Genomic DNA, 24,739 nt, shown 5'->3' on the forward strand with positions numbered 1-24,739 from the left:
TCCTCTGGAGCCGCTGTGCCTCACCACACCTTCCGCGTCAACGGCGAACAGGTCACCGTCGAGGCCGACGACGACGAACGTCTGCTGTGGGTGCTGCGCGACCTCCTCGGCATCACCGGGCCGAAGTACGGCTGCGGCATCAACGTCTGCAAGGCGTGCACCAGCCATGTCAACGGCAAGGCCGCCAACCCGTGCTCCATCCCCGTGGGCGACCTCGGACCCACCGACGAGGTCACCACGATCGAGGGGCTGCCCGCCACGGTCGGCGCGGAACTGCACCCGATGCAGGAGGCGTGGCTGGAACGGGACGTCGCGCAGTGCGGGTACTGCCAGCCCGGCCAGATCATGGCCGCGGTGGCGCTGGTCCGCCGGGTGAAGGAGGAGGGCCGCACGATCACGGACGCCGACCTCGACTCCCTGCGCAACATCTGCCGGTGCGGCACGTACGTCCGTATCCGCGAGGCGATCAGGGCGGGCGCCGAGCGCATGTGAGCGGGGCCGCGTTTGTCAGCGGGATGACAACGGACGCCCGTACGTATCGGGGGCGGGGCACAAGAGGCGACCGCGCGCATTGCGCCACCATCCGTGCATGACGGACGTCTTCGCGCGACGGCCCGGCGGTGAGCCGGGGCCGCGTTTCTACGCCGCCGGGGTGTCGCCGCACCTGTCGGTGCCCGAGGTGACCCTGCCCGCGCTGCTCGACGAGGCGGCCCGCGGACACGGGGGCCGCACGGCGCTCTCCCACCGCGGCCGCCGGACGGGTTTCCGCGCACTGCACCGGTCCGTGCTGCGGGTCGCGACGAACCTCGAACGGCTCGGTGTGCGCCGAGGCACCTGGCTCCTCCTGCTGCTCCCGGACTGCCCGGAGCTGGTCGTTCTGTACCGGGCCGCGTGGCGGATCGGCGCGGTGGCCGTGCCGTGGGACCCGACCGACCACGGCGCGGCCGCCGCGGCGCTCGCGGCCCGAGCGGGGTCGGCGGTGGCCGTGGTGCCGGAGGAGCGGGCGGCGGAGGTCGCGGGCCGTTGGGGGTGCGTGGCTGTGGTGACGGTGGGGGTGGCGGTGCCGCCCCGTGCGCGGCCGTCCTGGGCCGTCGACGACGCGGGGAAGGAGTCCGGTACGGCGGGCAGTTCCCGGGTGCGTGTCGCATCGCGTCCCTCGGCAACCGCGGTGGTCGTCGCCTATCGCGATCTCGACCGGCGACGTGCCGGGACGCTGCCGGAGGTGGCGCACGGGCAGTGGTCCCGTGATCCTCAGGCCGATGACATCGCGGCCGTGCTGCACCGGCGCGAGGGCGCCCCGATCGTCCTGTGCCACCGGCACCTGGTCGCCGCGGCGCATCAACTGGCTTCCTGGTATCCGCAGTTGGCCGGGGGCAGGGCGCGGATGCTGTCCTTGGTGCCGTTGTGGACGGTGCGCGGGCTGGTGCTGGGCGCGCTGGTGGCGCCGCTCGTCGGGGCGCGGGTCGTGCTCGTGGTGGACCCGTCGCCGGCGACCGCGCTGCGGGCCGCGCGCCGGGCCGCGCCCACCGTGCTCGCGGCGTCGCCCGCCACCCTGCGCGGCCTGCTGGCCCGTCCCGCGCACGAGCACGAGGCGCTCGCCACGATCCGGACGGTGGTCACGGCCCCGCTGGGCACGGTCACCGGGGCACGCCTGCGGGCGGTCGTCGACGCCCGGGTGATCGCGGGGTACGGTCCGGCCGCGGCGTGCGGCGTCGCGCTCGCCAACCCGCCGACGGCCGACGCCCGTTCGGGCACGGCGGGGCTCGCGCTGCCCGGCACGCAGGTGCGGATCGCGGTGGAGGGGACCCTGGCGGCGGACGCGCTGCCGGGGCACGCGGGTGAGTTGCTGCTGCGCGGACCGCAGGTGAGCAGGCTCCGGGTCGGCGGGTATCAGGACGCGTTGCCGGGTGGCTGGGTGCGTACGGGACGGCTGGAGCTGCGCGGGCCCGACGGGTTCGTCACGCTCCTCGACGACGACCGTGCCGATCCCGACGGTGGCGGCCCTGACGGCGCAGCGTCAGCCAGGTGACGGCGGCGCCCAACAGTACGCAGCCTGAGGCCAGTTGGAGCCCGGTGTCGTAGCCGTCGAGGAACGAGGTGCGCGGGTCCGCGCCGCCGCGCGACCGGTCGTGCTCGGTGCGGGTCAGCACGATGCCGACGAGGACGACGCCGAACACGCCGCTGATCTCCCGCGCCGCGCTGACCGGGCCCGACGCCATGCCGGTACGCGTGGCGGGGACACCGGCGACGGAACGTACCGTCAGGGGCGTGGTGAGCGACGAGCCGACGCCGATCAGGAGCAGCCCCGGTTGCAGCTCCGCGTACGAGGCGTGCGCGCCGGTGCGGGAGACGAGGAGCAGACCCGCGGCGACCAGCGCGAGCCCGGCCGCGATGGAGCGGTGCGCGCCGACGAGCCGGGCGGCGCGTTCGGCGAACGGCGTGCACGCGAGGAGCGCCCCGGCGAGCGGCAGGAAGGCGAGGCCCGCTGTTCACGTATCTCGACAGCGGCGACAACGCCGTGGTGACGGCCCGGCGCCTGTTCGTGCACGAGCAGACCGTGCGCTATCGGCTGCGGCAGATCGCCGAGGTGACCCGGGACGCGCTGCCCAGCGCGGACAACCGTCTGGAGACGATGCTCGTGCTCGCGCGGATGGGGTGTCATCGGGTGCCCCGTCCCTCACCTGCGTGAGCCCGTTGGCTTCCCGTGCGGGGCCGGCTTTACGGTCGGGTACGTCACTGTTCGCACCGCATCCCGGAACACGGAGCCCCCTATGTCGAAGATTCTTTTCGTCGTCACCGGCGTCGACCACTGGACCCTCGCCGACGGCACCCGGCACCCCTCCGGCTTCTGGGCCGAGGAGGCCGTCGCCCCGTACGAGGCGTTCCGGGCCGCGGGCCACGAGGTCGTCGTCGCCACGCCCGGCGGCGTCGTCCCCACCGTCGACAAGGGCAGCCTGGCGCCCGAGGTCAACGGCGGCCAGGAAGGCGCCGACCGGATCGCGAACGCGCTCGCCGCGATGGCCGAGCTGCGCTCCCCGCTGAAGCTGGAGGAGGTGGACCTCGACGACTACGCCGCCGTCTTCTACCCCGGCGGCCACGGCCCGATGGAGGACCTCGCCGTCGACGCCGTATCCGGCGAGCTGCTCACCCGCGCCCTCGCGTCCGGCAGGCCCCTCGCGGTGGTCTGCCACGGCCCGGCCGCGCTGCTCGCCGCGACCGGGGCCGACGGCGGCAACGCGTTCAAGGGCTACGACGTGGCCGCGTTCACGAACGAGGAGGAGACCCAGGGCGGTTTCGCCGACAAGGCGAAGTGGCTGCTCCAGGACCGCCTCACCGAGGCCGGTGTGACGGTGAAGGTCGGCGAGCCCTGGGCACCGCACGTGGTCGTCGACCGCAACCTGGTGACCGGCCAGAACCCGGCGTCCTCCGCACCGCTGGCCGCCGAGGTGCTGAAGAAGCTGGCCTGAGCCGAGCGGCCGGGGCCGCTCGGCTCAGCCGCCGCGGCGGACGCGGGCCGCCTTGCGGGCCTCCGCGAGCTTGCGGGCCTCGCCGCCCTTGCGGGACGGCTTGCCGCCGGAGCCGCTCTTGGTGTCCTTGCTGGTGCCCAGGCCGCGGAACGGGGCATTGTGGTTCTTGGGCCGCGCCGCGGCGGGCCCGCCGTCGAGAGGGGTGCCGGACGGCTTGCGCGCGCCGGTGATGCGGCTGAGCTCCGCCTCGCCGGACCGCACCTTGGTGGTCCTGGCCGCGACACCGGCGTCCGCGAGGACCTGGCCCGCCTCCCGGCGCTGGCCCGACAGCACCAGGGTCACGGCCGTGCCGGAGCGGCCGGCCCGCGCGGTGCGGCCCGCGCGGTGCAGATAGTCCTTCGGGTCGGTCGCCGGGTCGACGTTGACCACGAGGTCGAGGTCGTCGACGTGCAGGCCGCGCGCGGCGACGTTGGTCGCGACCAGCGCGGTGACCTGACCGTCCTTGAACTGGGCCAGGGTCCGGGTGCGCTGCGGTTGTGCCTTGCCGCTGTGCAGGGCCGCGGCGGCGACTCCGCTGGCCCGCAGGTGCCGGGTGAGCTGGTCGACCCCGTGCTTGGTGTCCAGGAACATCAGGACGCGGCCGTCGCGGGCGGCGATCTCGGTGGCGACGGCGTACTTGTCCGGTCCGTGCACGACCATGACGTGGTGCTCGATCGTGGAGACCGAACCGGCCGACGGGTCGACCTCGTGCACGGCGGGCTCGTGCAGGTAGCTGCCGACCAGCTGATCGACGTCGCCGTCGAGGGTGGCCGAGAACAGCATGCGCTGCCCGTCGGGGTGCACCTGGTCCAGGATCTCGGTGACCTGCGGCATGAACCCCATGTCGCACATCTGGTCGGCCTCGTCCAGCACGGTGATCCGCACACGGCCCAGGCGGCAGCCCTTGCGCTCGATGAGGTCGTGCAGCCGCCCGGGGGTGGCCACGACGACCTCGGTGCCCTCGCGCAGCTCGGCGGCCTGGCGCCCGATGGACACCCCGCCGACCACGGTCGTCAGACGCAGCCGCAGCGCCTCGGCGTACGGGGCGAGCGCTCCGCCGACCTGCTGCGCCAGCTCCCTGGTGGGCACCAGGATCAGTGCCAGCGGCTGCTTGGACTCCGCGCGCCGTCCGGCGATCCGGGAGAGCAGTCCGAGGCCGAAGGCGAGCGTCTTGCCCGATCCGGTGCGGCCCCGGCCGAGGACGTCCCGGCCCGCGAGGGCGTCGGGGAGGGCCGCCGCCTGGATGGGGAAGGGCGTGGTCACGCCGAGTCCGTCGAGTGTGCGGAGCACCGCGGCGGGCAGCCCGAGCTCGGCGAAGGTCGTCGCGGGGGCCGGGGTCGATGCCGCGGACAGGTCGTCCTGCCGGTCGCCGGCGCGTGCTGAATCGCTCACAAAGAGCCTTCCTCCGAAGGGACCGTACCGAGGAAGGCGCGGCGGGGAGGCAGCGACCGGTGCCCGGTCCCGGCAGCGGGCGAGGGTCCGGGACGAGGGCGCTGCAAACGCTCCACGCTAGCACGGGGCCGTCTGCCGGTAGTGGCCTCGCCCGTGCCGCCGGTGCCCGTGCGGGGCATTCCCCGGAGTGGGGGACACGTCGACCACCGCGCGGGGAGAATCCTCCTGTGCTGACCAGAGTTCCCTGTGAGACGACGCGCTGTGTAGGCCGGGCCGCCGAGCTTTTCGAGTTGCGGGAGTTGTTGCGCGAGCCGGGGCTGGTGACGGTGACCGGCGGGGCGGGCATAGGGAAGTCACGGTTGGCGCTCCGCGGTGTGCACGGCGGTGACTGGGCCGGATTCGACGCGGTGTGCTGGGCGGATCTGTGGCCGGTCCAGGGCGGCGATCTGCTGGCCGCCGCCGTCGCGCAGGCTCTGGACCTGTCCGACCACACGTCGCGCTCGCTGGCGGACGCGATCTGCGACTGGATCGGGGATCGCCGCGTCCTGCTGGTCCTGGACTCGTGCGAGCACCTCGTGGCGGCGGCCCGGACGCTCGTGGCCGATCTTCTGACGGTGTGCCCCCGGTTGACCGTGCTCGCCACGAGCAGGGAAGCGCTGGACGTGGTGAACGAGAAGGTGGTCGAACTGGGTCCGCTGGACCCGGCGACCGAGGGAGTCGCTCTCTTCGAGGCGCGGGCCGCAGCGGCGGGACGGCCGCTGCGGGACACCACGGACCGGCTGCTGGCGGGGCGGTTGAGCCTCCACCTGGAAGGGGTTCCGCTGGCTCTGGAACTGGCGGCGGGCCTGCTGCGGCGCTGGACGCTGGAGGAGGCCTGGGAACTGACCGAGGAACGGCTGGAGGTGCTGGACGGCCACGCGCCGGGCCCCCTCCCCTCGCGGCACGGCGCGTTGCGCACGGCGGTGGGGTGGAGCCACGAACTGTGCCGCCCGGCGGAACGCCTGCTGTGGGCGCGGCTCGCCGTGTTTCCCGGGTCCTTCGACGTAGAACTCGCCTCCCAGGTGTGTCTCGGCGGACCGCTGACGGCCGACACGCTGCGGGAGGTGCTGACCGGTCTGGTCCGCAAGTCCGTGGTCGTCGCGCACGACGGCGGGTACCGCATGCTGGACGCCGTGCGCGCCTACGGCCGCATGTGGCTGCGTGAACTCGGCGAAGAGCCGGTCGTCGCCGACCGGCACGCCGCCGCGATCCTGGACACGAGCCGCCGTGCCCACGAAGGGTGGCTGACCTCCGAGCAGCAGCACTGGTACGACCGGATGCGGGATCTGTACCACGACGTGTGCGCCGCCACGCGCCATCTGATCGACTCGGAGGCCCCGTCGGCGCTCGAACTCACGGGGAACACCGCCTTCTTCTGGGTCTGTTCGGGCCACCTGCACGAGGTGACGTACTACGCGCAGCTCGCTCTGGAGGTGGCTCCGCTCCAGGCCCCGGGGCGGTCGCGGGCGCTGTGGGCGCTGGGCCTGGCCCGGATCCTCCAGGGCGACCACGCGTCGGGGCGCGGGCACGCGAACGCGAGTCTGCGAGCGGCCTTCGGGGCCGGCGACGTCGAAGGGGTCCGACAGGCGGTCTACCTCGAAGGGCTGGCGGCCCTCCTCGACGGCGAGCCGGACGGAGCGCTGCGCAGTGCCGACGAAGCGCTGCGCGCGGGAGGCGCCGTGCCGCCCGACGCCGGCGGGTCCGGAACAGTCGCACCGGAGTCGTCGCGCACGTTCGGACTGGTGCTGTGCAGGCTCGTTCGCGTCTTCGCCCTCGCCGGTTGCGGACGTCTGGCGGAGGCCCGGCGGGAGGCGCAGGTGCAGCGCGAGACCTGCGTCGACCTGCAGGAGTACTGGACACGGTCGTATCTGGACTACCAGCTCGCCCTGATCGCCCTGGCCGAGGGCCACCATCACGCGGCGGTCGGCCATGCGCGCGACATGCTCGATGCCAAGCGGCGCATCGGTGACCAGTTCGGCATCGCCATGGGCCTCGACCTGCTGGCCACCGGCTGGTGCGCACTGGACGATCCCGGCCGAGCGGTCGTCGCGATCGCGGCGAGCCACCGGTTCTGGGGCGCCGTCGGCCTGCTCCGGCGCGCGACCCCCGAGGTTCTGCCGATGCACGCGCAGACACGAGCCCGTACCAGGGCGCGGCTGGGTGGTGCGGAGTACGACGAACAGGTGAGGAAGGCTCAGTCGATGGCCCCGGACTCGCTGCTGCGCACCGTGCTCGGACAGCAGCGGGCGCGGTGACCGGAGGCGGCACGGGCCTCGGGTCACCGCCCGGTGCCCTCCCCTACGGGAGGGTGTGTCCGGCCGCGCGGAAGAGGCGGTACCACTCCTCGCGGGTGAGCGGCAGCTCGGAGCCCGCCGCGGACTCGGCCACCCGGCCGGGGTTGGTGGTGCCGAGGACGACCTGCATGTTCGCCGGGTGACGGGTGATCCAGGCGACGGCGATGCCGGTCGGCGTCACCTCGTACTTTGCGGCCAACTCGTCCAGTACGGAGTTGAGCTCGGGGTAGGCGTCGAGGTCTCCGATGAAGACGCCGTCGAAGAAGCCCTTCTGGAACGGTGACCACGCCTGCAGGGTCATGCCCTTGAGGCGGGAGTAGTCGAGCAGGCCGTTGTCGCGGTCGAGGGACTGGTCGAGCCCGGCCATGTTGGCGGCGATCCCGGAGGCGATCAGCGGGCAGTGCGTGATGCTCAGCTGCACCTGGTTGGCGACCAGGGGCTGCTGCACGGCGGTCTTGAGGAGTTCGATCTGGCCCGGGGTGTGGTTGGAGACGCCGAAGTTCACGACCTTGCCGGCCGCGTGCAGGGCGTCGAAGGCGGCGGCCACCTCCTCGGGCTCCACGAGGGTGTCGGGCCGGTGCAGCAGGAGCATGTCGAGGTAGTCGGTGCCCAGGGCCGCGAGCGACTCGTCGACGGTGCGCACGATGTGCTCGCGGGAGAAGTCGAAGTAGCCGGTCCTGATGCCGACCTTGCTCTGGATGACGATCGACTCGCGCTCGGCGGCGGTCAGTTTGACGGCCTGCCCGAAACGCTCCTCGCAGGCGTGGCGCGAGGGGCCGTAGATGTCCGCGTGATCGAAGGTGTTGATGCCGGCGTCCCGGGCGCTGCCGTACAGCGCGCGGATGTCCTCGTCGGGGAGTTCCGCGATGCGCATCAGTCCCAGGACGATGTTCGAGGCCCGCAGTTCGGTCCGGGGGAAGGAGATCGTCTTCATGGGTTCATCCTGTCCGAGCCTGCGGATCCCGCGCCAGTCGCATCGGTCGGGGCTCGCGGCTGTGGCGGTGCGGCGGGCGGTCAGCCCGCGTCGGTGAGGCTTGTGTTGTGCGCGTGGATGAGGCGCAGCGCCTTCTCGCGGTCCCGGGCGTCGACGGCGTCCACGAGGTCGCGGTGGAGTTCGTGGCGTTCGGCGATGTACTCCGCGAGCGGCTGCTCGCTCGCGGGCAGCACGGCCGGCGTGTGCGACTCGATCAGGTCGAGCAGGTTCTTGTAGAGCGACCTCAGCGGCGGGTTCGGGCTGATGGCGGCGATCCGGGTGTGCAGCTTCCAGTCGGCGTGCACGAAGGCCACGGGGTCGGCCTTGGTGACCGCCTCCGCCATGGCCTCGATGTGCCGGCGCAGGCTCGCGATGTCGGCGGGCGAGGCGTGCCACAGGGCGTCCTCGATCAGCGGCGGGTCGAGCGCGTCCCGGATGCGTACGGCGTCCGCGACGTCCGTCTCCTGGGCGTCGAGCGCGAGGACGGAGTTGCCGAGGCGGACCATCGGGGACTGCTCCGCCGCGAAGATTCCACCGCCGGGACCCGGTCTGACCGTGACCAGGCCGCGGGATACGAACGGGCCACCGCGGTCCGCGCGGTGCTCGAAGTCGCCCCCCAGGCTCAGCCGGCCCGCCGTGCCCGCGACGCCCTGCAACGGTCCGGGCCGCGCCGAGCGCACCGGCTCGCGTGCCCCGGGGTCCTGCGCACCGGCCCGGTCCGGCCGCGCAAGCTCGGCCACGCCGTCGTCGGCACCACCGACTTCGACGCCACCACCGCGTTCTTCCGCGACGGGCCTGGGCTTCCGGGCCAGCGACCACATCAAGGGTGCGGGCGCGTTCCTGCGCTGCTCGACCGACCACCACAACATCCTCGTCCTCAACGCCCCGGTCGCCTTCCCGCACCACGCCTCGTGGCAGGTCGACGACGTCGACGAGGTCGGGCGCGGCGCCATCGCCATGCTGGAGGGGAACCCCGAGCGGCATGTGTGGGGCCTCGGCCGGCACCACGCGGGGTCGAACTTCTTCTGGTACCGCAAGGACCCGGCCGGCAACTTCTCCGCGTACTACTCCGACATGGACTGCGTCGTCGACGACCAGTTGTGGACGCCCGAAGTCCTCGAAGGAGCCCAGGGGTTGTTCAACTGGGGCCCGTCACCGCCCCCCGTCCTTCCTGCACCCCGAGGACCTCGGCGCGCTGATGACCGGCGCCCACAGTGCGCAGCGGTGACCCGGTGACCAGTGAGGCATCCCGCACCCATGACGTGGCGATCGTCGGCTTCGGGCCCGTCGGCCAGCTCCTGTCCCTGTTGCTGGCCCGCGCCGGACTCGACGTCCTCGTGCTCGAGCGCTGGCCCGAGCCGTACGACCTGCCGCGGGCCGTGCACTTCGACGACGAGATCGGCCGGATCTTCCAGGCCCGCCGGCGTCGGCGAGCGCGTACGGTCCGTCACCGAGCCGGTGCCGGACCACTACGAATGGCGCAACCGCGACGGCGACGCCCTGGTCCGCATCGACTGGTCGGGCGACGGCCCCTCCGGCTGGCCGGTCGCCGGCTTCTTCTCCCAGCCCGACCTGGAGGCCGTCCTCACGGCGGCCGCGGCGGCACAGTCCGGCATCACCCTGTATCGCGACCAGGAGGTGACGCACCGTCAAGAAGAATTTGGGCAAGTCGAGTTGACCGAAGTTGCGGGAGCGGCGTTCCGCGCCCGCTACGCCGTCGGGGCCGACGGAGCCAACAGCTTCGTCCGCTCCCGGATGACCACGGCGGTCACCGACCTGGGCTTCTTCTACGACTGGCTCATCGTCGACGTCGTCCCCCAGAACACCGACACCGTCTGGTCTCCGATGAACTGACAGCTGCGCGACCCGAAGCGGCCCACGACGATCGTCTCGGGCGGTCCCGGACGGCGCCGCTGGGAGTTCATGCGCCTGCCCGACGAGAACGTCGAGTCCCTCAACACCCTGTACTCCGCTTGGGACTTGCCGAAGCCGTGGGGTCGCACGCCCGACAACACGACCATCGAGCGGCACGCCGTCTACACCTTCCAGGCCCGCTGGGCCGACACCTGGCGCGAGGGCCGGCTGCTGCTCGCGGGGGATGCCGCGCACCAGATGCCACCGTTCGCCGGACAGGGCATGTGTTCCGGTCTGCGCGACGCGATGAATCTCGCCTGGAAGCTCGGCCTGGTCCTGCAAGGCACCACGTCCGCCGCCCTGCTGGACACCTACACCAGCGAACGCCGTGACCACGTCCAGCACACCATCGGCATGTCGATGGCGCTGGGCCGGGTCATCTGCGTCCCTGACGAGGCCGAGGCCGCCGAGCGCGACGCCCGGATGATCGCCGTCGACGCGGATCCCGCGCGTCCTGCCGGACACGCCTCCGCCCGTCCTGGGCGACGGCGTGCTGCAGAGCGACGCCGACGGCTCGTCCCGGGCGTCGGGCGCCGGGCGCCGGGCACCGGGCACCGGGCACCGGGCACCGGGCACCGGGCGCCGGGCACCGGGCACCGGGCACCGGGCGCCGGGCACCTCACTCCACAGCACCGCGTCACCCACCGGGGCAGGACCGCTCCGCCGGACGACATCACGGGCGGCGGCTTCGTCGTCCTGGCGGACGGCGACGCGGCGTGCGGCGAACTCGACTCCCACGAACGGGAGTTCCTCGGCCGGATCGGCGCGACGATCCTCCCGCTGCACTCCTCCGCCACTCCCGGAGCGGAGTACGCAGACACCGACGACGCCCACCTGCCGCATCTGCGCGAGCACGGACACGTCGCGGCTGTCGTGCGTCCCGACTTCCATCTCTTCGGAACGGCCGCGACACCGGCCGAACTGCACAGCTTGACAGGTCAGTTGAGTGAGCAGCTGCGCGCCGTCCCGCCCGGAAGCCGACCGGGCGGCGGACCTCAGGCCGACGTCGCCAGGGCTGCCCGGGTCACGGAATGGTGGAACTCCCGCCCCGCGCAGTAGCGTTCGACCTCCGCAAGGGCGCTGCGGGTGATGCGCTCCAGCTCGCCGCCGAGCGATCCGGCGATGTGCGGGGTCAGCAGCACGTTGGGCAGCGAGTACAGCGGCGACGTCGCGGGCAGCACCTCGGGCTCCGTGACGTCGAGGACGGCGTGGACGCGGCCCGAGGCGGCCTCCGCGGTGAGGGCCCGTGTGTCGACGAGCGAGCCCCGCCCGGTGTTGACGAGGGTGGCGCCGTCCCGCAGGAGCGCCAGCCTGCGGGCATCCATCAGGTGACGGGTCTCGGGCAGCTCGGGGGCGTGCAGCGAGACGACATCGCAGACCGGGAGCATGTCGTCGAGGTCGACGAGCCGGGCTCCCAGCCCGTCGGCCGTCGCCGCGTCGATGTGCGGATCGGCCAGCAGGACGTCGAGGTCGTAGGGGCGCAGCAGTTCCAGCACCCTGCGCCCCACGAGGGACGCGCCCACGATGCCGACCGTCCTGCGGTAGTTGCCGAAGCCGGGAAAGTGCGCCGCCCAGTTCAGCGCGGACCGGTGTTCGCGGTAGAGGCCGCTGATCTCCAGTACCCGCTTGTTGGCGAAGAGGATCGCGGCGACCGTGTACTCGGCGACGGGTACGGCGTTCGCGGCGGCGGCGGTCGAGACGAGGACCCCGCGGTCCCAACAGGCTTGCGTGACATGGTGTTTGACGCTCCCGGCGGCGTGCACGACCGCCTTCAGCGCCGGCATGCGGTCCAGCAGGGGATCGTCGAGCGGCGGGCATCCCCAGGAAGTGATCAGGACCTCCACGGCTGCCAGAACCTGGTCCGGAACCCGGTCGAAGTCCTCGGCCACGTACTGCGGGTCGATGTCGACGTGCCGGGTCAGCCGCTGGGCCGAGGCCGGTGGGAAGAGGGCGTCGTGGTGCGAGCGGCCCATGGCGAAGAGGGCGCGGGGGCGGGAATCAGCGGATGGCATTGTGTTCCTCATGGGGGTGGCCTACTTGACGGCGCCGGCGGTCATGCCGGACTTCCAGTACCGCTGGAGCATCAGGAAGAGGAGGACCAGCGGCGCGACGGAGACGAGCGATCCGACGACGGCCAGAAGGTAGTCCTGCGGGTGGCCCTGGGAGAGCGCGGACGAGTACCAGACGTACAGCCCGAGGTTGACCGGGTAGAGGTGCTTGTCGGAGAGCATCACCAGGGGCAGGAAGAAGCTGTTCCAGATCTGGGTGAACTGGAAGAGGAAGATGGTCACGAAGGCGGGGGCGAGCATGGGGAAGGCGATGCGGCAGAAGGCCTTGAACTCACTGGCCCCGTCCATGCGGGCGGCCTCCAGGACTTCGCCCGGCACATAGGCCGCGCTGAACACCCGGGCCAGGTAGACCCCGAACGGGAACACGAGCCCGGGGACGAACACACCCCAGAAGGTGTTCACCAGACCGACCTTGGCGGCGAGCAGGTACAGCGGGATCGCCATCGCGGTGCCGGGAACCATGACGCCCAGCAGGACGAAGGAGAACAGCTTCTCCTTCGCGGGGAAGGCGAGTTTGTCGAAGGCGTACCCGGCGGCCACGCTGAAGACGGTCGCCAGCAGGGCGCCGACCCCCGCGTACAGGACCGTGTTGGCCATCCAGCGCAGGTAGATGCCGTTGTCGACCTGGAACAGGTGGCCGAGGTTGTCGAAGAGCGCGAAGTCCTTGCCCGGCGCGAAACCGTTCGTGGCGAAGAGGTCCTTGCGGCTCTTGGTGGACGACAGGACCAGCCAGAGCATCGGCAGGAGTGTGTAGAGGGCGGCGAGACCCAGCATCGCGGTGACGCCGGTCCTGGACAGCAGGGCCGAGGAACTCTTGCGCGGACGGCGGCCGGTCGGGACGCCCGCGCTCTTGCGGACCGGTGCCGGCGCGGCGGGCGAAGGGGCGATGAGGGTCTTGGTCACGACTGGCTCCTGCCGCGCGAAAAGCGGGTGACGAGGAAGGACAGCGCCGCGGCGAACAGCGCGATGAGCAGGGAGGCGGCGGCCGCAAGACCGAAGTCGTTGTGGGTGAAGGCGGCGGCCTGGACGTACATGTTGGGCGTCCAACTGCTGCCGATCGAACTGGAGGCGCTGTAGATGACCTTCGGTTCCGTGAACAGCTGGACCGATCCGATCACGGTGAACAGCACGGACAGCGCGATGGCCGGGCGGATCATGGGCACCTTGATCGACAGGGCGGTGCGGATGCCCCCGGCGCCGTCGATCCTCGCCGCGTCGAGCGTCTCGCCCGGCACCGCCTGGAGCGCGGCGTAGAAGATGACCATGTTGTAGCCGATCCACTCCCAGACGGCGATGTTCGCCGCCGAGAACACCGCGTTGTCCGCCGACAGGAAGTTGATGTCGAGGCCGCCGGAGTCGAGGAAGTCGATCACCGGGCTGAGTCCCGGCGTGTACAGGTAGACCCAGATCAGCGCCGCGATCAGACCGGGGACCGCGTGCGGGAGGAACAGGGCCAGCTGGAAGAAGGCCCGCGCCCTCACCAGTGCCGAGTCGAGCAGCAGGGCGAGGACGAGCGCGCCGCCGATCATGATCGGGATGTAGACGGCGACGTACGCGGCGATGGTGAGGAACCCGTCGCGGAACGCCGGATCCGACAGCGCGCTCACGTAGTTGTCCAGGCCGGCGAAGACGTCTTCGCTGCCGCCGAAGCCGAGACCTGAGGTGCGGGTGGTGAACAGGCTCATCCAGCCCGCGTAGAGCAGCGGTGCGAGCGTGACGGCGGTGAAGACGACGAAGAACGGTGCCAGGAGCATCGCGGCGGTGCGGCGCTGGGCACGGGCTGACAGGCTTGCCATACCGGCCTTCCTCAAGGAGAGCGGGACAGTGCGGGGGGTGAACCGGGTTCCGGACCCGCCCGGTCGTCGGGCGGGGGTCCGGCAGAGAGGCGTTCGCGGGCTACGGGGCCAGCGTCATGCCGCGGTGCTCGATGTCCTTCACGGTGGCTTTCTGCGCTCCGTCGAGGACGTCGGCGAGCGTCACGTCGCCCTCGGCGACCTTCGGGAGCCGGTCGACGATGGCCGTGTTCGTGGTGCCCATGACGGGGCCCCACGTCCAGCCGGGCACGACCGCGTCGTAGGACTCGCTGCCCACGGCGTACACGTCCTGGCCGCCGAAGTAGTCCGTGGGGAAGGCCTTCTTGGTGACCGGTACGAGGCTGGGGTCGGCCGGGAACATGCTGCTCGTGCCGTCGGAGACCCAGGCCTTCATGCCGGCGGGGTCGGTGGTGATCCACTTGATGAACTCCGCCGCGGCACCGCTGTTCCTGGCGCCCTTCGGGACGACGAAGGTGGAGCCGCCGTACATCGCGGAGGCCGGCTTGCCGTCCCAGGTCGGCACCGGGGCGACCGACCACTTGCCCGCCTGGTCGGCGACGGTCGCCTGCTGTGCCCCCGCGCACCAGCTCGCGCAGACGTAGGCGACGGTCCGGTTCTGCTGGACGCTGGTCCAGAACGGGTCGAGCGTGCTCAGCGAGCTGACGAGGTCCTTGCGGGCGAGGTCGCCCCAGTAGTCCGCCACCTTCTTCGAGGGCGCGTCGTCGAGCGACACCTTCCAGGCGTCCTTCTTCGTGGCGAACCAGGTCGCTCCGGCCTGCCAGGTGAGGGCACTGAGCAGTCCCGGATTGTCGGTGTACAGGACGCCGCCGCGGGCCTTCGGGTCGGCCTTCTTCACCCGCTCGGTCATGTTCCGGTACGCGTCCCAGGTCCTGGGGACGTCGATCTTGTGCGCCTTGAAGAAGTCGTTGCGGTAGTAGAGCATCAGCGGCGCCGCGTCGCGGGGAACACCCCAGGTCCGGCCGCCCAGTTGGACGAGCCGGCGCACCGGCGCCGGGAAGTGCTTGTCCACCAGGGGGCCGAGCGTCGTGTCGAGGCTCTCCAGCTTGCCCTGGGTGGCGAACTCGGGGAGCTGCGGGTACTCGACGACCGCGACGTCCGGGACCGTGCCGGCCTTCACCGCGTTCGAGAGCTTGGAGTAGTACTCCTGGCCCGACGGCACCGTCTCGAACTTCACCTTGATGTCGGGATGGGTCCGGTTGAAGGCGGCCGCCACCTTGTCGGAGCCCTTGACGAAGGACCAGAAGGTGACCTCGCCGGTCTTCTTCTGCGTCGCGGATCCCGCACTGTCCGAGCCGCCGCATCCCGTGGCGGTCAGGCCGAGTGCCACGACGGAGCAGGCCATCGCTGTCAGACGTCTACGCAACATGAAAGTGCCACCGATCGTTCGCTGGGGTGTCACCGCAATCATTCGGTAGAGACGACAGCGAGTCAATGCATTTGCTTTCGTTCGTTAGAAACGAAGCAATGTGGCATCAGGTGATCAGGCGGTGGCTCCGCGGTCGGCGCCGCAGGACGCCCGCACCCGCAGTTCGGGGCGCAGCAGGATCTCGGCGAGGGGCATGGCGGGGGCCGACAGCCGGCGTACCGCCAGGTCCAGGGCCCACGCTCCCACCGCCTGCTTGGGCGGTGCCACGGCCGTGAGGGGGACCTCGCTGAGCTCGGCGACCTCGTCGTCGTAGGTGACCAGGGCCAGATCCTCCGGGACCCGCAGTCCGCGTGCGCGCAGGATGCCCACGAGGGCGATGGCGTCGATGTCGTTGTGCACCAGCGCCGCCCGCACCTCACCCTCCTCCACGGCCCGCACGACCTTCTCGAAGCGCGCGTCGGCGGGGGCCGCGTCATCGGCCGTGCTGATGAGGTACTCGGGCCCCGGCGCCAGATCCATGGCCTGCACGGCCTCGGCCCAACCGGCGCTCAGGAGGGGCGTGTTGGGGCTCTCGACCCGTGCGACCAGCGCCACCTTGTCGTGTCCCAGGCCCGCGAGGTGGCGCACCGCGAGCGCCGCACCGTAGGCATGGTCGGAGGTGACCTGCTCCAGCCGCCCCGCTCCCGGCCCGACCCGGCGCTCCACCAGGACGGCCGGGACCCCGAGCGTGCTCAGCCACTGCTCGGCCTCGTCCAGCGGGCTCAGGCCCGGGTGCAGCATCAGCAGGAGGCCGTCGATGCCGCCCGCCGTGAGCTGGCGGACCTGCTCCTGGTTCTCCGCGAGGGACTCCCCGGACACGGCCAGCACGACGCGGACCCCGAGCGCGCGGGCCGCGTCCTGCACGCCGCGGATCACTTCGGCGTAGTAGTAGCCGCCAGGAGGCACCACCAGCCCGATGACGTACGCCTCCCCCGCGGCGGACGTCGGCGACGGGACGGCGGCAGGGGCCGGCCTGTCGGCGGCGGGCGTCTCGGCGGCCGGGGCCAGGGCCCGCGCGCCGCCGTGCACCCGGGCGAGGAGACCCCGGCCGGCCAGCTCGCGTACGTCCTGGCGCAGGGTGACGGCGGAGACGCCCATCTCCGCCGCCAGGTCCTTCACCGTGATCGACCCCTCGCGCTCCACCGCGCGCAGAATCGCTTGCCGCCGCTCGTCAGCCAACATCTGCAGTCCCCTCTCGGAAACGAGTGAGCCGTCCACTTTCACTCGATAGCCGAAAGATATCAATCAAAGGCAGGCACCGGCTGGGATCACGGTTTTCGTCAGGGGCGGCGGATCAGCGCCACGGCCGGTCCTCCACCTCCACGAGGTTGTGGTCACGCAGCGTGTAGAGCCGGCCTCCGTGGGCGTTGACGTGCGGACCGCTGTACCAGGCGCCGTTGATTCCGGCGACGACCGTGCTGACGGCGAACGTCCTCGGGTGGAAGCGGAAGAGCGTGGTGTCCGAGACGCCGTACACCACTCCACGGTTCACGACCATCGCCGCGAAGCCCTTGGACACACTGCTCACGTCAGCGGTGTGCACCACCTTCCGGCTTCTCAGGTCGACGACGAACAACGTGCCCTTGGTCGTGAGCGCGTAGAGGCTTCGGCCCTGCACCGCGAGCGCCGCCACTCCGGCGTCCTGCTTCGGGTCGACGCGCCACTTCTCCTCCCCGGTGACCGGGTCGAGTGCGACGACCGTGGCGCGCGGCCCCACCTTGGAGGCGTTGTCGCCGCCCAGATAGGCGACCCCGTCCCGATTGGCCACCGCCCGGACGAGTTGGACGTCGTCGATCGGATTGACGTAGGAGGCCGCCTTGCCCGTCCTCGGGGAGTACGTCCACAGGGCGCCGCCGCCCTCGGTGTCGGACTGCACGCCTACGAGGAGCAGTTCGCTCTCCGGGTCCCACGAGGTGTCCAGCGGCCTGTTCTGCGCGCTGGGGAAGCGCGCGATCTGGCTCGGTCCGGCGCCCCGGGAGGGGTCGTACCGCCAGATGCCCTGCGCGTTGTACTGGCCGGTGTACAGGCGGCCCTCGATCACCTCGGCGTCCTTGGCCTCGCCGGGTGCCCGCAGGTTGACCACCTCGCCGGTCCGCAGGCTCCGTCGGGAAATGGCGCCGTTGCCGCCCAGATAGACGTAGCCACCGCCGGCGGCGATCCCCATGCCTGCCTGCGCCCCGGCGTTCGCGCCCGCGTCGTGCAGGTCGGTGACCACCGACGTACCGGCCGACAGATCGATCTCGGCGACGAACCCGTAGGCCGAGACGACCGCCAGCTTGCCCTCCACCTGGTCGACTCCCCAGATCTCACCGAGGTCAGGACCGTCGAACTCCAGCGGGGAGACCGTCCTGTCCGCCTTGGAGTAGGCGTTCATGCCGGTGTCGGAGGCGAAGTAGATGTGGTCCGCGTCGGCGGCGAACGACTTGACCGTCGTCCCCTCCGTGGGCACCACGGTGTACGAGGACAGGTCGTCCAGGTCCATCACGGCGAACTTCGCGGGATCGACTCCGCCCGACGTGCCGACGACCAACTGGCCGTCCATGACGGCGAGTTCGCGCAGGCTGGGATCCTTCTCCATCTCCTTGGGCACGACCGAGGTGAATGTGTGCGTCGCCCGGTCGAACGCGAACAGCGACGCCTTGCTGGCGCTGCCCCCGCCGGCGAGGACGCTGCCCGCGCCGAAGAAGACGGTGGTGTCCGTGGCCGCCACCGCCCGCGCGAGGGTCGCGTTCGGGTCGGGGGTGCCCCGGTCGGTGACGGCGCCGGTGGCCGGGTCGTACTCCCACAGGACGGGTGCCTTGCCCGGGGCGCCACCCACCGCGAAGACCGCACCGTCGGGAGCGACCGCGAGATCCCGGATGTCGCGGTCCTCGGTCCTGCCGATGGCCACGGCGGGCTTCTCGGGTGTCCGCAGGTCCCACCGGAAGAGGTTGGGCCTGCCCTGGTCGGACTTGACCAGGAATCCGACGTACAGATACCGGCCTTCGGGATCCGCCGCGAGCGCCTGGATGGAGGGCTCGGGCCCTGCGTCGAAGGTGGTGGTGGACACCACCTTGCGGCTCGGCAGATGAAAGCCGATCACGCTGGGCGGGTTCAGGTTGCGCGAGCCTATGTACACGGTGTCGCCGACCAACAAGCCGCTCATCAGCGAGAACTGGACCAGCCCCGGACCCAGGTCGGTCACCACGGTGGTGGGGCGTTCTGCGGTCTCGGCGTGAGCCGGCGCGGCGACGAGGGACTCGGCGGCCGCCGCGAGCCCGAACGCGCCGCCGGCCTGCAGCAGTCGGCGCCTGCTCAGGGAAGAAGGGTCGGTCATGTCTGCTCCTCGATGAAGGGTGTCCGGCGGGACGCGTCGGCGGATGCGCGTCACGACAGGTCGAAGACGCGGATGTCGTCGTGCTGGACGATCCGCGTGGGCACGTCGCCGTTCGCGATCGACTCCGTGGGCCGGTAGAGCCCCCACTTGACGTATCCGTGGTCGGCCGGGTTCTCCGGCTGGTAGGTACGGACGTTCTCGTACGCGGCGACGGGCGTGTATCCGGACTGGCCCGGGAGCTGCGCGGAGACCTTGAAGTAGCCCGTCTCGTCGGTGGTCCAGCGCGCGTCCACGCGGAAGCTCATCCACTGGTTCACGTAGGGGCGGACATCCGCCACGACCGACGTCTGCCGGTTCAGGTGCGGTGAGCGGAACGCCATCTCGTTGCGCTTCACCATGAGATAGAACGCCGGTACGTTGCCGCCGGCGTACTTGCCCTGGAAGACGATGTCGCCGGACTCGCTGTCTCCCGACGCGTACGGCTTCCAGTCCTTCAGCAGCACGCTGAACTCGTAGCGCTGGACGTCCCCCACGTTGAACTGCCCCGCTTCGAGCAGGTCCGTCGCGCTCTCGCTGCGCGGTGCACCGTTGGACTCGTAGCCCGGATCGCCGAGCGTCACCTTGTGCTGCACGGCGAACGAGCCCGCGTGCCCGGGCTCCACGACCCCCGAGGCGTCGGGCGCCGTCGCGTGGGTGGTCGTCAGACCCGCCACTCCCGAGTCCAGGGTTCCGCTCTCGTAGTCCACGCTCAGCACTTCGGCGGCGGCTCCCGCTTCGGCCGCCCCGGCCTGCGAGAACAGGAACGGAACGGCCAGCGCTCCCGCGCAGAGTGTCGTCGTAACCATGCGAAGCTTGGTCATTTCACCTCTTTGGCGACATGGGGCTACAGGTGTGATCGAGCGCGTCCTCCATCCGATCAATCAAACGACATCACTTGAATTGAATCGGAGGCAATCGCCCGCCGCATGGTGACACGACTCCGAACGATATCGAAAGACCGCTGCAGGGAGTCATGTGAAACAGGGCTGTGCGCGGGGACCGGCCGACGGGCTTGCGGTCAGGCGCCGACCGGACTGAGCACGCAGTCGCTGAAGGCGCGCACGCGGGCGGTCGCGGCGTCGGCGCACCAGGACAGGGCCCACGGCAAGGGTGCCGCGTCACGGGTATCCGTGCGTAGGCGACATCAAGGCGTACGTAGTAGCGCTGCACCTGCGCGCTGCCCTCGATGCCTCCGCCTGATCGACGCCTGTTGAGTACGGCGAGAATGGCGGCGGAGGCTGCGATGACGACGAACACCAACCCCGGCCCCGTCCGGATGCGGGACCTTCCGGGCCACTCGATCGCTCTCTCGTGCGACGTCGACGCTGTGGACGCTGCGGACGCTGCGGACGCCACGCAACTGGGCACGGCGGACGTCGCGTTGACCGCGCTCTTCGGTCTCTATGCCGCTGCCGGTGAGGTTCCGCTGACGCTGGAGCTCTCGACGGCGTACCTGGACGGGGAGTTCGGCGTTCCGCTGGATTCCCCGGCCAGGCCGGATGCGGATTGGGCGCTCCATTCCGAGGGGCTCCCTCCCGAACTCCGCATCAGGCCCCGGGCGAAGGACCAAAAGGTACGCCGCGCCCCGGCGGTCGACCCGAACGGCTGCCGCACGTTCGTGGCCGACGCCCTGCGCAGGACCGATCGTGACATGAGCCAGTGGCCCGTGGGCTGGAGGACCATGGAGGTCCACGCCTGCGCGGTTCGACTGCCCACCGATGTTCCGCTGGACGACGGAACTCTGCCGGTTCAGGTCGGGCGCGGAATCGTGCGCCATCGCGTCGAGATTCATGAGGGGGCGAGGTGGGCCGCCGGTCCCACCTCGCCGTCCATGATCCAGGCGCCGTTGGAGTGCTGGATCTCGCAGGAGCACGGAGAACTCGATCTGAACGTCTCCGTGCTCTGGACGCCTTGGTGCCCGGGAGGTTCCGCGTACCCGCCTCTGCGACGCTCCGTGGAGACTCTCGTCGGTGACGGCTGGGAGCTCGCATCTGAAGGGTGATGCGCGAATCTCCGTAAGGACGTCCGTGAGGGCATCAGTGAGGGCATCAGTGAGGGCACCCGATGATCGGTCACCTCGGTGAGACGGCCCCTCCGGGACACGAGCCGGCGCGCGGAATCCGCCGCAGACTCATGACTTCGCCCACCACTTCCGGCAACTCACCACATGCGACGACGTTGTACCGACGGCACACCATTCCGTATTCCGTGACGCGGCGACGGTCACCACCTCGGCCCGGTGATCGAGGGGTAACCCCTTGCAGGGGGTGGAGGAGACGATCTAGCGTCGCGTGCGGTGCATGACAACGATGTCCAAGAGTGGCAGCACGGCGGGAGTGGTATGCAATCAACGCGATACGCACCGACCCGGAGCAGGTCGACGACACGGCGCCTGAGAGACCGGTTGGGGGCGGTTGCGCTCTGCATCGCCCTCGCTGCCGTGGGATCCGCCACCGGGACCGCGGCGAGCGCGGACGCCCCGACGCCGTCGGCGGCGGCGTCGTCGGACGCGACACCGGGAGCGGGGGCCGATCTGACGAAGCTGGTCAATCCGTTCATCGGGACCGAGAACGAGGGGCTGACCTTCCCGGCCGCGGGCGCGCCGTTCGGGCTGGTGCAGGAAAGTCCGCTGATGAAGACGGCCGGTGGTACCGGCTGTGACAAGGAGTCGTCCGACACGGTCGTCGGGTTCAGTCAGACGACGATCAACGGGTGCCGGTTCAACTACCTGCCGATGATGCCCACCACCGGCGAGGTGAGCTCGACCGATCCGGCACAGTACGCGTCGACCTTCAGTCACGAGAACGAGACGACGGGGCCCGACTACTACCGGACGAAGCTCGACAAGTACGGCGTGACCGCCGCGTTGACGGCGACCGCACGGACCGGGTGGCAGCAGTACACGTTCCCGCGGACGCGTCAGGCCAACGTGATGTTCAACGCCGGTGCCGGCGTGAGCGGTTCCGAGATCCACGTCGTCGGTGACCGGACCATCGAGGGCTGGGTCGAGGACTCCAAGAAGACCTACTTCGTCGCACAGCTCAGCCGGCCGTTCACGTCGTACGGCACGTGGAAGGGCACCGAACGGAGCCCGGGGTCCCGCGAGTCGGCCGCCAAGGGCTCCAACGGAGCGTGGGCGACGTTCGACACCACGAAGAACGACGATCCCGTGGTCGCGAAGGTGGGGCTCTCCTTCACCGGGCTCGCCGGCGCCCACAAGAACCTCTCGACGGAGACGGGGAAGTTCGGCTTCGACTTCGACGCCGTGCACAAGGCGTTGAACGACGAGTGGAACACCATGCTGCACAAGGCGGCGATCGGTGGCGGTTCGCACGACCAACAGGTCTCGTACTACACGGCGTTGTACCACTCCCTGGTCGACCCGAACCTCATCGGTGACGTCGACGGCCGCTACGTCGGAGCCGACGAGAAGATCCACACCGCCGACGGCTACACCCCCTACAGCAACCTCTCGCTGTGGGACACGTACCGGACGCAGAACAAGCTCCTCGAAATGCTCGTTCCCAAGGTCGCGCACGACATCGACATGTCGATCCTCGCGATCGCCCGGGAGGGCGGCGCGCTGCCGCGCTGGTACCTGGAGAACGAGGAAGGCAACATCATGACCGGCGACCCGGTCACGCCGTTCCTGGTCGAGGGCTGGTCGAAGGGACTGCTCACCGGAGCCGACGCCAGAGAGGCGTACAAGTACCTCCGGGCGAACGCGACCGAGGTGCCGCCCGCCGACGTCCGTGAGAACGGGCGTGCCGGTGCCGCGTACTACGCGGAGCGCGGGTACATCCCCTACGGCCTCAACGTGAAGACGAACGCCGACTGCGGCGGGGACACGAACGGCAACTGCTGCCCGACCAAGTCGAACGACAACGACTGCTACTACGGAACATCGGCCACGTTGGAGTACGCGGCGGCCGACGCCTCGTTGGCTCTGATGGCGAAGGGGCTCGGCCACACGGCCGACGCCAAGATGTTCGCCGAGCGCGGTCAGTCGTACAAGAACGTCTTCGACAGGCGGACCAGCCAGTTCCGACCGCGCACCGCGGCCGACGGCACCTGGCTGACCCCGTACGACCCGGTCACGAGCAACCACGCACTGCACGAGCAGAACGCGAGCCAGTACCAGTGGTTGGTGCCCCAGGACCCGGCGGGGCTCGTCGGCATGCTGGGCGGCAAGGACGCGACGAACAAGCGGTTGAACGACTTCTTCGCCTACGACGACCTCGTCAGCGACCCGGAGGGGACCGCGCGCACGGCCTGGGTCAGCGACCCGTACAACTACTACGACTCCACCAAGTACAACCCGAACAACGAGCCGAACATGATCGCGCCGTACCTCTACGCGTGGACCGGGCAGCCCAGCCGCACCGCGACCGTGATCAAGGCGCAGGAGACCCTGTTCACGAACAGCCCCGGCGGCATCCCCGGCAACGACGACATGGGCGAGATGTCGTCCTGGTACGTGATGTCGTCGCTGGGGCTCTACCCCACGACCAGTGGCGGCAACTTCGACGTCCTCACCACGCCGCAGTTCCCGAACGCCCAGGTGCGGATCGGTGAGTACGGGAAGACGCAGGGCGGGACGCTGACGATCTCCGCGCCCGGCACCAGCATGGCCAACCGTTACATCGCCTCCGCGACGGTGAACGGCAAGGCGTGGAACAAAGCATGGGTCGACCAGCCCGACATCGCCCACGGCGGGCGCATCGACTACGCCCTGAGCACCAAGCCCACCGCGTGGGCGACGGCCGCGAAGGACGCACCGCCGTCGATCAACACGGCGCCGAACCCGCGGCATCAGCTCAGCGCCGACGTGGGGCCCGACCAGGTCGCCATGGAGCCCACGGCGGCTCACGCGTCGCGGCAGCGGATCGACCTGACGCTGCTGGCCACGTCTGCGCACACCGCGCGGGTCACGGTGACGGCGAAGGCGCCGAAGGGGTGGTCGGTGTCCCCGGCCGGCACGACGGCGACGGCCACCTCGGACGGGCTCCCCGCCCAGATGAACAAGCAGTTGCAGATCACCGCGCCGGCCGGAACCAAGGCAGGCGCCTACAAGGTGTCGGTCGCCGCCGCACTCCCCGGAGCCACGCCGGTCAAGAAAACCGTCACCGTAGTGGTCCAGCAGGCGGCGAACTGCGCCATCGAGACGACCACTTCGTGCGCCGTCGATCTGAACGCCGCCTACAACAACGACGGCGTCGCCACACTCGCCGCACCCGACGAGGGGAACTTCGACGGCACGGGGCTGAGCTTCGCCGCGGACCAGCTGCCCGCGCCGGGCCCAATCACCTTCGGCGGAGTGACCTACCAGGCTCCCCCGACCTCCGGCAGCAGCAAGAACTTCGTCAAGTCCACCGGGCAGGCACTTTCCCTCCCCTCCGGTGACTACAAGAGCCTCCACCTCGTGGGCGCGTCCGACAACGGCAGCACCGGCGCCGCGTCGGCCACCGCCGTCGTCACCTACACCGACGGCAGCACCTCGACGGTTCCGCTCCAGCTCACCGGCTGGGCGAACAAGGCCCCGGACTTCGGCAACGACGTCGCGCTGACGACCGCGTACCAGCTCAAGGCCGGAACGGGGAAGACCACGACCAAGGCGTCGCTCTACGAAACGACGGTCCCCCTGGACCCCGGGAAGCAGGTCCGGTCCCTCTCCCTGGCGACACCGTCCGTTCCGGCATGGGTCGCCCCCGGGTCCGGAGGCCTCGACTGGCAACGTGACAGCGCCCTTGGGATCTACGCGATGACGCTGGAACGCTGACGGTCCCCATCGCCCCAGCTGCACAGGTTCGCAGCGATCGACGGGAGGCCCGGTGCTGGTGAGCACCGGGCCTCCCGTCGATCGGTCGGCGGTTCGTGCGCCCGCACGTGCCCTCCCAGGGCAGCCGCAGCGACTCACCCGCAGGCCGTCTTCCACAGGAGAAGCCCCGTAGTTCCCG

Annotated in this window: 20 protein-coding genes and 3 pseudogenes; 12 read left to right on the plus strand and 11 right to left on the minus strand. The window is 70.8% G+C overall.

Annotated elements, in window-relative coordinates; all coding sequences use genetic code 11:
* Window positions 1-15 precede the first annotated feature (15 nt).
* Window positions 16-492: a (2Fe-2S)-binding protein gene (locus B072_RS0132205; RefSeq protein WP_018534093.1), complete on the plus strand. Its 477-nt coding sequence runs from the start codon at window positions 16-18 to the stop codon at window positions 490-492.
* A gap of 97 nt (window positions 493-589) precedes the next feature.
* The gene (locus tag B072_RS0132210) at window positions 590-2,029 is read left to right on the plus strand and encodes an AMP-binding protein (protein WP_018534094.1); all 1,440 of its coding nucleotides are present in this window, start codon (window positions 590-592) and stop codon (window positions 2,027-2,029) included.
* Here B072_RS0132210 and B072_RS48405 read toward each other — a convergent pair.
* Window positions 1,959-2,219 carry a hypothetical protein gene (locus B072_RS48405; protein ID WP_158689269.1) on the minus strand — a complete coding sequence of 87 codons (261 nt, stop codon included), beginning with the start codon at window positions 2,217-2,219 and terminating at the stop codon, window positions 1,959-1,961. The genes B072_RS0132210 and B072_RS48405 overlap by 71 nt on opposite strands.
* Window positions 2,220-2,309: 90 nt before the next feature.
* Between B072_RS48405 and B072_RS0132215 the strand changes: the two genes are divergently transcribed.
* The 3 genes from B072_RS0132215 (at window position 2,310) to B072_RS0132225 (ending at window position 3,467) form a co-directional block, all read left to right on the plus strand.
* Complete coding sequence (locus B072_RS0132215; protein ID WP_158689270.1) at window positions 2,310-2,525, plus strand: hypothetical protein; 216 nt, start codon at window positions 2,310-2,312, stop codon at window positions 2,523-2,525.
* Window positions 2,522-2,689: a helix-turn-helix domain-containing protein gene (locus B072_RS47000; RefSeq protein WP_199791113.1), complete on the plus strand. Its 168-nt coding sequence runs from the start codon at window positions 2,522-2,524 to the stop codon at window positions 2,687-2,689. The genes B072_RS0132215 and B072_RS47000 overlap by 4 nt, the downstream gene beginning before the upstream one ends.
* 82 nt (window positions 2,690-2,771) lie before the next feature.
* Window positions 2,772-3,467, plus strand: a complete 696-nt coding sequence (locus tag B072_RS0132225) for a type 1 glutamine amidotransferase domain-containing protein (RefSeq protein ID WP_018534096.1) — start codon at window positions 2,772-2,774, stop codon at window positions 3,465-3,467.
* A 24-nt stretch (window positions 3,468-3,491) separates the two neighbouring features.
* Here the strand turns inward: B072_RS0132225 and B072_RS0132230 are convergent, their stop codons facing one another.
* Window positions 3,492-4,898 carry a DEAD/DEAH box helicase gene (locus B072_RS0132230; protein WP_018534097.1) on the minus strand — a complete coding sequence of 469 codons (1,407 nt, stop codon included), beginning with the start codon at window positions 4,896-4,898 and terminating at the stop codon, window positions 3,492-3,494.
* Window positions 4,899-5,125: 227 nt separating this feature from the next.
* Between B072_RS0132230 and B072_RS0132235 the strand changes: the two genes are divergently transcribed.
* On the plus strand, window positions 5,126-7,192 hold the full coding sequence (locus B072_RS0132235; RefSeq protein WP_026246526.1) for an ATP-binding protein: 2,067 nt from the start codon (window positions 5,126-5,128) through the stop codon (window positions 7,190-7,192).
* A 43-nt stretch (window positions 7,193-7,235) separates the two neighbouring features.
* Here the strand turns inward: B072_RS0132235 and B072_RS0132240 are convergent, their stop codons facing one another.
* The gene (locus B072_RS0132240; RefSeq protein WP_018534099.1) at window positions 7,236-8,165 is read right to left on the minus strand and encodes an aldo/keto reductase; all 930 of its coding nucleotides are present in this window, start codon (window positions 8,163-8,165) and stop codon (window positions 7,236-7,238) included.
* 80 nt (window positions 8,166-8,245) lie between these two features.
* Window positions 8,246-8,710 (minus strand): FadR/GntR family transcriptional regulator, encoded by a 465-nt coding sequence (locus tag B072_RS49440; RefSeq protein ID WP_234018962.1) that lies wholly within the window; start codon window positions 8,708-8,710, stop codon window positions 8,246-8,248.
* 109 nt (window positions 8,711-8,819) lie between these two features.
* On the opposite strand from B072_RS49440, the pseudogene B072_RS49445 reads away from it, so the two are divergent.
* From B072_RS49445 to B072_RS49455, 4 genes and pseudogenes are all read left to right on the plus strand, one after another.
* Window positions 8,820-9,432, plus strand: a pseudogene (locus B072_RS49445) (VOC family protein); the annotation flags it as partial.
* Between the two features lie 34 nt (window positions 9,433-9,466).
* Window positions 9,467-9,535, plus strand: a pseudogene (locus tag B072_RS49695) (hypothetical protein); the annotation flags it as partial.
* A gap of 121 nt (window positions 9,536-9,656) precedes the next feature.
* Window positions 9,657-10,058: pseudogene (locus B072_RS49450) on the plus strand (FAD-dependent monooxygenase); the annotation flags it as partial.
* Window positions 10,059-10,127: 69 nt separating this feature from the next.
* A complete protein-coding gene (locus tag B072_RS49455) occupies window positions 10,128-11,177 on the plus strand; it encodes an FAD-dependent monooxygenase (RefSeq protein ID WP_018534102.1) in 1,050 nt (349 codons plus the stop codon).
* Here B072_RS49455 and B072_RS0132260 read toward each other — a convergent pair.
* The 7 genes from B072_RS0132260 to B072_RS0132290 form a co-directional block, all read right to left on the minus strand.
* A complete protein-coding gene (locus B072_RS0132260) occupies window positions 11,114-12,130 on the minus strand; it encodes a hydroxyacid dehydrogenase (RefSeq protein ID WP_234018963.1) in 1,017 nt (338 codons plus the stop codon). The two genes, B072_RS49455 and B072_RS0132260, sit on opposite strands and share 64 nt — an antisense overlap.
* Before the next feature lie 21 nt (window positions 12,131-12,151).
* A complete protein-coding gene (locus tag B072_RS0132265; protein WP_018534104.1) occupies window positions 12,152-13,090 on the minus strand; it encodes a carbohydrate ABC transporter permease in 939 nt (312 codons plus the stop codon).
* Window positions 13,087-13,983: a carbohydrate ABC transporter permease gene (locus tag B072_RS0132270; protein ID WP_018534105.1), complete on the minus strand. Its 897-nt coding sequence runs from the start codon at window positions 13,981-13,983 to the stop codon at window positions 13,087-13,089. Before B072_RS0132270 ends, B072_RS0132265 begins: the two co-directional genes overlap by 4 nt.
* Before the next feature lie 100 nt (window positions 13,984-14,083).
* Window positions 14,084-15,388 carry an ABC transporter substrate-binding protein gene (locus B072_RS0132275; protein ID WP_026246529.1) on the minus strand — a complete coding sequence of 435 codons (1,305 nt, stop codon included), beginning with the start codon at window positions 15,386-15,388 and terminating at the stop codon, window positions 14,084-14,086.
* A gap of 114 nt (window positions 15,389-15,502) precedes the next feature.
* Window positions 15,503-16,609 carry a LacI family DNA-binding transcriptional regulator gene (locus tag B072_RS0132280; protein ID WP_043245188.1) on the minus strand — a complete coding sequence of 369 codons (1,107 nt, stop codon included), beginning with the start codon at window positions 16,607-16,609 and terminating at the stop codon, window positions 15,503-15,505.
* Between the two features lie 112 nt (window positions 16,610-16,721).
* Entirely contained in the window at window positions 16,722-18,743 is a 2,022-nt protein-coding gene (locus B072_RS0132285) for a PQQ-binding-like beta-propeller repeat protein (protein WP_018534108.1), read from the minus strand.
* A gap of 50 nt (window positions 18,744-18,793) precedes the next feature.
* Complete coding sequence (locus B072_RS0132290) at window positions 18,794-19,588, minus strand: heparin lyase I family protein (RefSeq protein ID WP_018534109.1); 795 nt, start codon at window positions 19,586-19,588, stop codon at window positions 18,794-18,796.
* A 437-nt stretch (window positions 19,589-20,025) separates the two neighbouring features.
* On the opposite strand from B072_RS0132290, the gene B072_RS44615 reads away from it, so the two are divergent.
* Both B072_RS44615 and B072_RS44620 read left to right on the plus strand, forming a co-directional pair.
* Complete coding sequence (locus B072_RS44615; protein ID WP_158689272.1) at window positions 20,026-20,784, plus strand: hypothetical protein; 759 nt, start codon at window positions 20,026-20,028, stop codon at window positions 20,782-20,784.
* 438 nt (window positions 20,785-21,222) lie between these two features.
* Window positions 21,223-24,561: a GH92 family glycosyl hydrolase gene (locus tag B072_RS44620; RefSeq protein WP_234018964.1), complete on the plus strand. Its 3,339-nt coding sequence runs from the start codon at window positions 21,223-21,225 to the stop codon at window positions 24,559-24,561.
* Window positions 24,562-24,739: the final 178 nt, after the last annotated feature.

Origin of the sequence: Streptomyces sp. HmicA12 (assembly GCF_000373565.1) — a bacterium.
Taxonomy (GTDB): domain Bacteria; phylum Actinomycetota; class Actinomycetes; order Streptomycetales; family Streptomycetaceae; genus Streptomyces.

Bases quoted from the DNA above. Each gene is read 5' to 3' on its own strand.
- B072_RS0132210 (WP_018534094.1), top strand. From the start codon at position 590: ATGACGGACGTCTTCGCGCGACGGCCCGGCGGTGAGCCGGGGCCGCGT.
- B072_RS48405 (WP_158689269.1), bottom strand. From the start codon at position 2,219: ATGGCGTCGGGCCCGGTCAGCGCGGCGCGGGAGATCAGCGGCGTGTTC.
- B072_RS0132225 (WP_018534096.1), top strand. From the start codon at position 2,772: ATGTCGAAGATTCTTTTCGTCGTCACCGGCGTCGACCACTGGACCCTC.
- B072_RS0132240 (WP_018534099.1), bottom strand. From the start codon at position 8,165: ATGAAGACGATCTCCTTCCCCCGGACCGAACTGCGGGCCTCGAACATC.
- B072_RS49440 (WP_234018962.1), bottom strand. From the start codon at position 8,710: ATGGTCCGCCTCGGCAACTCCGTCCTCGCGCTCGACGCCCAGGAGACG.
- B072_RS49455 (WP_018534102.1), top strand. From the start codon at position 10,128: ATGCGCCTGCCCGACGAGAACGTCGAGTCCCTCAACACCCTGTACTCC.
- B072_RS0132260 (WP_234018963.1), bottom strand. From the start codon at position 12,130: ATGCCATCCGCTGATTCCCGCCCCCGCGCCCTCTTCGCCATGGGCCGC.
- B072_RS0132270 (WP_018534105.1), bottom strand. From the start codon at position 13,983: ATGGCAAGCCTGTCAGCCCGTGCCCAGCGCCGCACCGCCGCGATGCTC.
- B072_RS0132275 (WP_026246529.1), bottom strand. From the start codon at position 15,388: ATGTTGCGTAGACGTCTGACAGCGATGGCCTGCTCCGTCGTGGCACTC.
- B072_RS0132280 (WP_043245188.1), bottom strand. From the start codon at position 16,609: ATGTTGGCTGACGAGCGGCGGCAAGCGATTCTGCGCGCGGTGGAGCGC.
- B072_RS0132285 (WP_018534108.1), bottom strand. From the start codon at position 18,743: ATGACCGACCCTTCTTCCCTGAGCAGGCGCCGACTGCTGCAGGCCGGC.
- B072_RS0132290 (WP_018534109.1), bottom strand. From the start codon at position 19,588: ATGGTTACGACGACACTCTGCGCGGGAGCGCTGGCCGTTCCGTTCCTG.
- B072_RS44615 (WP_158689272.1), top strand. From the start codon at position 20,026: ATGACGACGAACACCAACCCCGGCCCCGTCCGGATGCGGGACCTTCCG.